Genomic DNA, 7766 nt, shown 5'->3' with positions numbered 1-7766 from the left:
TATTGGCCGATTGCCAAGGAAGAAAACCCGTTCCTCGGCGTGCGCGGCATTCGCCTGACCCTGCAGCGTCCGCAGGTGATGGAAGCGCAGTTGCGCGCCTTGTTGCGCGCCGCCGACAACCGTCCGTTGCGGATCATGTTCCCGATGGTCGGCAGTGTCGATGAGTGGCGTCAGGCGCGAGACATGACCGAACGCCTGCGCCTGGAAATCCCGGTGGCGGACCTGCAACTGGGGATCATGATCGAAGTGCCGTCGGCGGCGTTGTTGGCGCCGGTGCTGGCCAAAGAGGTCGATTTCTTCAGTGTCGGCACCAACGACCTGACGCAATACACCCTGGCCATCGACCGGGGTCATCCGACGCTTTCCGCCCAGGCCGATGGCTTGCATCCGGCGGTGCTGCAACTGATCGATATCACCGTTCGAGCGGCCCATGCCCATGGCAAGTGGGTCGGTGTCTGCGGTGAGTTGGCGGCCGATCCGCTGGCGGTGCCGGTGCTGGTCGGTCTGGGTGTGGATGAGCTCAGCGTCGGTGGTCGCAGCATTGCCGAGGTCAAGGCGCGGATTCGCGAACTCAGCCTCAGCCAGACTCAAATTCTTGCCCGAGAGGCGCTCGCCGTGGGCAGCGCCAATGAAGTGCGCGCACTAGTGGAGGCCCTGTAATGGCCCGGATTCTTACCCTGACCCTCAACCCGGCGCTCGACCTCACCGTCGAGTTGTCGCGCCTGGAGCCCGGTCAGGTCAATCGCAGCGACGCCCTGCACAGCCACGCCGCCGGTAAAGGGGTGAACGTGGCACAGGTGCTGGCGGACTTGGGCCATCAGCTGACGGTCAGTGGTTTTCTCGGTGAAGACAATCTGCAAGCGTTCGAAACCCTGTTTGCCAAGCGCGGTTTTGTCGATGCATTCATCCGTGTTCCCGGCGAGACCCGCAGCAATATCAAACTGGCGGAAAGCGACGGGCGCATCACCGACCTCAATGGTCCGGGACCGATGGTCAGCGCGGCGGCGCAACAGGATTTGCTTGATCGGCTTGACCAGATTGCGCCGGGGCATGACGCCGTCGTCGTCGCGGGCAGTCTGCCGCAGGGTGTCAGCCCGCAGTGGTTGCAGGCGCTGATCGTGCGCTTGAAAAACCTCGGTTTGAAAGTCGCCCTCGACACCAGCGGCGAAGCATTGCGCGCCGCGCTCACGGCCGGCCCGTGGCTGATCAAGCCCAACAGCGAAGAGTTGGCAGAGGTGCTGGGTAGCGAAGCGGTTTCGGTTCTGGCCCAGGCAGAAGCGGCGAACCGTTTGCACGCCCTGGGTATCGAGCATGTGGTGATTTCCCACGGTGCCGACGGCGTGAACTGGTTCAGTGTCGGTTCGGCGCTGCATGCCACGCCACCCAAGGTCAGTGTCGCCAGCACCGTGGGCGCTGGTGATTCCTTGCTGGCCGGCATGCTGCACGGATTGGTCAGTGCCGATACGCCTGAGCAAACCTTGCGAACGGCCACGGCAATTGCCGCGATGGCGGTTACCCAGATCGGTTTCGGTATCAGCGATGCGGCGCGCCTGGCGCAGCTCGAACAGGGTGTGCGCGTGCGTCCCCTGACAGAACAATAAGAGGGTTGGTCATGAAGTTAGCCATTGTTACTGCCTGCCCGAACGGCATGGTCACCAGTGTGCTGTGCGCCCGTTTGCTGGACGCAGCAGCCCAGCGCCAGGGTTGGAGCACCAGCGTCGAGATCAGCGATGCGGCGCACCCCGAGCGGCAACTGTCGGCGGCCACACTCGATGCGGCCGAATGGGTGTTGCTGGTCACCAGTGCGCCGGTGGACATGTCGCGATTCGTGGGCAAGCGCATCTACCAGAGCACCCCGGCCCAGGCCCTTCAGGATGTGGAATCAGTGTTGCGCCGCGGGGCTGAAGAAGCTCAGGTTTACACAGCGCCTGAAGCCGTCGCTGAAGCCGTCGTGGAACCGGCGGGGGCCGCAAAAAATGCGCCGCGCCTGGTCGCGGTCACCGCGTGTCCGACCGGTGTCGCGCATACCTTCATGGCCGCCGAAGCATTGCAGCAAGCGGCCAAGCGCTTGGGCTACGACCTGCAAGTGGAAACCCAGGGCTCGGTCGGTGCGCGCAACCCGCTGAGTGCGCAGGCCATCGCCGATGCCGACGTGGTGTTGCTGGCAGCAGACATCGAAGTGGCCACCGAGCGTTTCGCCGGCAAGAAAATCTACCGCTGCGGCACCGGCATTGCGCTCAAGCAAGCCGAAGCGACATTGAACAAGGCCCTCGCCGAAGGCACCCAGGAAAGCGCAGCGACGGGTGCCAGCGCCGCGGCCAAAAAAGACAAGACCGGCGTTTACAAGCACCTGTTGACCGGCGTCTCGTTCATGCTGCCGATGGTGGTAGCGGGCGGCTTGATGATCGCCTTGTCCTTCGTGTTCGGCATCACTGCGTTCAAGGAAGAGGGCACGCTGGCGGCGGCGCTGATGCAAATTGGCGGCGACACGGCGTTCAAGCTGATGGTGCCGTTGCTGGCGGGCTACATCGCCTACTCGATTGCTGACCGGCCGGGCCTGGCGCCGGGGATGATCGGTGGACTGTTGGCAAGCACCCTGGGCGCTGGATTCATTGGCGGGATCATCGCCGGTTTTATCGCCGGTTACGCGGCGCAGGCGATCAACCGCTACGCGCGTTTACCGCAAAGCCTCGAGGCGTTGAAACCGATTCTGATCATTCCGCTGCTCGCCAGTTTGTTTACCGGTCTGGTGATGATCTATGTGGTCGGTAAACCGGTGGCGGGGATGCTTGCCGGGCTTACGCATTTTCTCGACAGCATGGGCACCACCAACGCGATTCTCCTCGGCGTGCTGCTGGGCGCGATGATGTGCGTCGACCTCGGCGGACCGATCAACAAAGCCGCTTATGCATTTTCGGTGGGACTGCTGGCGTCGCAGAGTTATGCACCGATGGCCGCGACCATGGCCGCCGGCATGGTGCCGCCGATTGGCCTGGGGATTGCCACGTTCATCGCCCGACGCAAATTCGCCCAGACCGAACGCGAGGCCGGTAAAGCGGCGTTGGTGCTGGGGTTGTGCTTCATCTCCGAAGGGGCGATTCCGTTTGCTGCGAAAGATCCGTTGCGAGTGATTCCGGCGAGCATTGCCGGTGGTGCGCTGACCGGTGCGTTGTCGATGTATTTCGGCTGCAAACTGATGGCGCCCCACGGTGGGTTGTTCGTGATGCTGATTCCGAATGCGATCAATCATGCGTTGCTGTATCTGCTGGCGATTGTCGCCGGGAGTTTGCTGACGGCGGTGGTGTATGCGCTGGTCAAGCGCCCGGAGACGGTTGAGTTGGCGCTGGAGCCGGCCAAGGCCTGAGGCGGAACCTGTAGGCGCCGAGCTTGCTCGCGATGACGGACTGACATTCAACATCGAGGTGAATGAAACACCGCCATCGCGAGCAAGCTCGGCTCCTACAAGGATCGCGGTTTCACATCAGCGTCACGGACACGTGCTTAAGTTTTTCCTTTTCCAGGGAGAACACCATGAGCGATTTCAACCTTGGCCGTCGTCGTGTGATGCAAGCGGTCGGCGCCGGACTGTTGTTGCCGGGGCTGGCGCCGGCGGTCATCGCTTCGGTCAAGGATCGACCACAACTCACCGACGGCGTGCAGTCCGGCGACCTGTTGGGAGACCGGGCGATTATCTGGAGCCGCAGCGACCGCCCGGCTCGAATGGTGGTGGAATGGGACACCCGCAGTCTGTTCCCCAACCCTCGGCGTTTCGTCTCGGCATTGGCCGATGCCCGCTCCGATTTCACCGCCCGTGTCGAGTTGACCGGGTTGCCCGCCGACCAGGCGATTTTCTATCGCGTACAGTTTGAAGATGCCCAGAGCGGCGTCGCCAGCGAACCGTGGTTCGGCCACTTGCGCAGCGTGCCGCAAACTCGCCGCGACATTCGGTTCGTCTGGAGCGGCGACACCGTCGGTCAGGGCTTCGGCATCAACCCGGACATCGGCGGCATGCGCATCTACGAAGCCATGCGTTTGCGCCTGCCGGACTTTTTTATCCAAAGCGGCGACACCATCTACGCCGACGGCCCCGTACCCGCCCAGCTCACCACCGAAAGCGGTCGCGTGTGGCGCAACCTCACCACCGAAGCCAAGAGCAAAGTCGCCGAAACCCTCGACGACTACCGCGGCAATTACCGCTACAACCTGATGGATGAAAACATCCGTCGTTTCAACGCCGAAGTGCCGCAAATCTGGCAGTGGGACGACCATGAAGTAGTGAATAACTGGTCGCCGGGCAAGCAACTGGATGAGCGCTACAAGAGCCAAGATATCCACAGGCTGGTGGGTCGCGCGCGTCAGGCCTGGCTCGAATATGCACCGATGCGTTTGCAGAGCGCCGATGGTGGCGGACGGATCTATCGCCAGCTCAGTTACGGACCATTGCTCGATGTGTTTGTGCTCGACATGCGCAGTTACCGCGAGGCCAATGACGACAACCTGGGTGGCGCCAAACCCTTCCTCGGTCGTGAACAACTGGACTGGTTGAAAGCATCGTTGAAAGCTTCGAAGGCACAATGGAAAGTCATCGCTGCCGACATGCCCATCGGCCTCGGCGTGCCCGATGGCGAGGTCAGCCCCGGTGTCGAGCGCTGGGAGGCGGTGGCCAATGGTGATCCGGGACCGGCCCAGGGCCGCGAGCTGGAAATTGCCGAGCTGCTGGGGTTCCTGCGGGCGCAGCAGGTGCGCAACTTCCTGTTCCTGACAGCGGATGTGCATTATTGCGCCGCGCATCACTACCACCCGGACCGCGCCGCGTTCCAGGATTTCGAAGCGTTTTGGGAGTTCGTCGCAGGTCCCCTGAATGCCGGGAGCTACGGGCCTAATCCGCTGGATAAAACCTTCGGCCCGCAAGTGGTGTTCCAGAAAGCACCGCCCGCGCAGAACATTTCACCGTTTGCCGGGTTTCAGTTTTTCGGTGAGGTGAATATCGAAGGGCAAAGCGGGGCGTTGAGCGTGGTGTTACGGGATCTGGATGGGGTTTCCGTCTTTGAACAGACGTTGCAGCCGGTGTGACCCGCTGATGGAGTATCGTTCCCACGCTCTGCGTGGAAACGCCTCTACGGACGCTCTGCGTTCGGCTTTTGGGACGCAGAGCGTCCCAGGGCCGCATTCCCACGCAGAGCGTGGGAACGATCAACGACAGGGGCAGGTGCGCAGTTGTCAGTACACGTCGCGGCGGTAGCGGCCTTGTTCGATCAGGCGCTCGACTTCGACAGCACCGAGCACATCATTGAGCACTTGATCGACCCCGGAGGCCATGCCCTGCAAGCTGCCGCAGATGTAGATCACCGCGCCGTCCGCCAGCCATTTCTTCAATTCGCCGGCCGATTCGCGCAGGCGATCCTGCACGTAGATCTTTTCGGCCTGATCCCGCGAGAACGCCAGGTCCAGGCGCTGGAGATCTCCGGAAATCAACCACTCTTCCAGCTCATCGCGGCACAGGTAATCGTGTTGCCGATGGCGCTCGCCGAACAACAGCCACTGGCGTTGCTGGCCATCGGCAATCCGCGCCTTGAGCAAGCTGCGCAAGCCGGCCAGACCGGTGCCGTTGCCGATCAGAATCATGGGCACGGGTTCGTTCGGGAGATGGAAGCCGCTGTTGCGGCGCACCCGCAGACTGATGCTGCTGCCTACAGGCGCGTGTTCAGTGAGCCAACCGGAGCCGACACCGAGGCTGCCATCGGCATGCAGTTCCTGGCGAACGATCAACTCCAGAATGCCGTCGGCGGCAATCGAGGCAATGGAGTATTCGCGCTTGGCCAACGGCACCAGAGCGGCTACCAGCGCTTGCGCGTGCAGGCCGACCAGATGGCTGCGGTTTTCTGGCAGTTGGCGGCTGGCAAGGGCTTGCTCCAGCGGTTGCGACAAACCGTCGAGTTCAATCGTTGCCCGTCCATCAATGCCCAGGCCATCAAGGAAATGTTCGATCGCCCAAGGGCAGTTGCGCGGCAACACTTCCACCAGATCGCCAGCCAGCCAACTGCTGGTGGTGGGTGCGGTGAGGCCCAGCAAATAGACGGGCGAACCGCTGCTGTCCGGGTTGATTTGTTCGCGGCGGGTCAGGGTCCAGTTGTCGTAGCTCGGCGCTTGCCAGGTGTCCACCGGCGCCTGACCGGTCAACTGGCCCAGTTGTTGCTGCCAGTGACGCAAGGCGTAAGGGTCGCCACTGTCGACTTCCACGGGGGCGAACAGGGTCTTGCCGCCATGTTCGCCGAGCCAGCTGTGCAGGCGTCGGGCGAATCCACAGAAGTGTTGATACTGGCGGTCACCGAGGCCGAGTACCGCATAGTTCAGGCTTTCCAGGCTCAAGCTGCGGCCCAGTAACTTGCGTTCAAACCCCCGGGCGCTATCGGGTGCTTCGCCGTCGCCGAAAGTGCTGACCACGAACAAAGCGTTGCTCGATTCACGCAGATCCTGCTCGCTGACATCCGCCAGCGGCTGGACCTTGACCGGCAGGCCGGCGGCCTGCAATTGGCCGGCAGTCTGCCACGCCAGTTGCTCGGCGAAGCCGCTCTGACTGGCGAAGCCGATCAGCCACGCTGGCACATCGCTGGCTGATTGGGCCAGCCCTTTGCGTGCGTCCTTGACCTGGCGTTTCTTGCGTCGACGATCGAGGTACAGCAGCCAACCCGTGATGAAGAACAGCGGCATGGTCAGCGCGGTGATCGTCAGAATGATCCGTCCGCCAATGCCAAAGAAACTGCCGACATGCAGCGCATAGATGCTGGTCAGCAACTGTGCCTTGAAGCTCTTGTCGCTGTAGCGATCGTGCCGCTTGATGACGCCGGTGAGCGGATCGAGGGTGATCTGGTTCAGCGCGCGGTCGTGGGGCGAATCCTTGAGCAAATAGAAAACGGTCGCCGGTTGTCCGGCCACCGGTGGCATGCGGGTGTTATAGAAACTCAGGCCGGGACCGGCCGCGCTGTAGATGCTGCTCCACATGGCCGAGTAATCGGCTGTCGGCGCCGGGCCTTTCGGTGCCGGGCCACGACCACCACGAACGCGTTCGTTCTGCGGTGAGTCGGAGAGCAATTTGTTCAGACCCTTGTTGTACCACTCGTAGGACCAGGACAGCCCGGTCAGCGCTGCCAGGAGATAAAACACCAGGCACCAGGTGCCGGCGATCGAGTGCAGGTCCCAGTTGAAGCTGCGACCTTTTTTCTTCCAGTCGAGAGTCAGCCACGCGCGCCAGCTTTTCCACTGGCGCGGCCAGCGCAGATAGAGGCCGGACAGGCAGAAGAACACCAGGATCAAGGTACAGGCGCCGGTGATTTGCCGACCGGTATCGCCCATGGCGAGAAAACGGTGCAGTTGTAGCATCAGGCCGAAGAACTGCTGGCCAGTGGCGTCGCCCAGCAATTCGCCGGTGTACGGATCAAAGAAACGCATGGGGCCGCGGCGCTCACCCGGTGCCGGGGTGAAGAAGGCTTTTGCGGCGACGTCGTTGTCGATGTCGACCGAGAGCATCGCGATTTTCAGGTTCGTCGCCGCTTCGATCTTCTCCACCAATTCAGCGGGCGGCAGCACACCGGCGACCTGTTTCTGCACCTGCAACACAGAAGGATTCAACGCATACAGGATCTCGTCCTGAAACGATACCGTCGCCCCGGTGATGCCCATCAGGGCCAGGACCAGTCCGGCGCTGATGCCAAAAAACCAGTGCAACTGGAACAGGGTTTTCTTCAACACGTCGCTCGCCTTGTTCG

5 protein-coding genes are annotated in these 7766 nt (G+C 62.2%); 4 read left to right on the top strand and 1 reads right to left on the bottom strand.

What is annotated here, in order from left to right; all coding sequences use genetic code 11:
* The 4 genes from D8V06_RS09310 to D8V06_RS09295 form a co-directional block, all read left to right on the top strand.
* On the top strand, positions 1–660 hold a 660-nt coding region (locus tag D8V06_RS09310; protein ID WP_130930846.1), incomplete at its 5' end, for a putative PEP-binding protein.
* Entirely contained in the window at positions 660–1601 is a 942-nt protein-coding gene (pfkB, locus tag D8V06_RS09305; RefSeq protein WP_056854980.1) for a 1-phosphofructokinase, read from the top strand. The genes D8V06_RS09310 and pfkB, both read left to right, overlap by 1 nt.
* Positions 1602–1612: 11 nt before the next feature.
* A complete protein-coding gene (locus tag D8V06_RS09300; protein ID WP_130906248.1) occupies positions 1613–3364 on the top strand; it encodes a PTS fructose-like transporter subunit IIB in 1752 nt (583 codons plus the stop codon).
* Between the two features lie 167 nt (positions 3365–3531).
* On the top strand, positions 3532–5073 hold the full coding sequence (locus D8V06_RS09295; RefSeq protein ID WP_130906249.1) for an alkaline phosphatase D family protein: 1542 nt from the start codon (positions 3532–3534) through the stop codon (positions 5071–5073).
* A 147-nt stretch (positions 5074–5220) separates the two neighbouring features.
* Here D8V06_RS09295 and D8V06_RS09290 read toward each other — a convergent pair whose 3' ends face one another.
* Positions 5221–7749 (bottom strand): sulfite reductase flavoprotein subunit alpha, encoded by a 2529-nt coding sequence (locus tag D8V06_RS09290; protein WP_130930845.1) that lies wholly within the window; start codon positions 7747–7749, stop codon positions 5221–5223.
* Positions 7750–7766: the final 17 nt, after the last annotated feature.

It is taken from the genome of Pseudomonas sp. Sample_24 (genome assembly GCF_004307605.1).
Classification (GTDB): domain Bacteria; phylum Pseudomonadota; class Gammaproteobacteria; order Pseudomonadales; family Pseudomonadaceae; genus Aquipseudomonas.
This window is presented reverse-complemented; position numbering and strand designations above follow the sequence as displayed.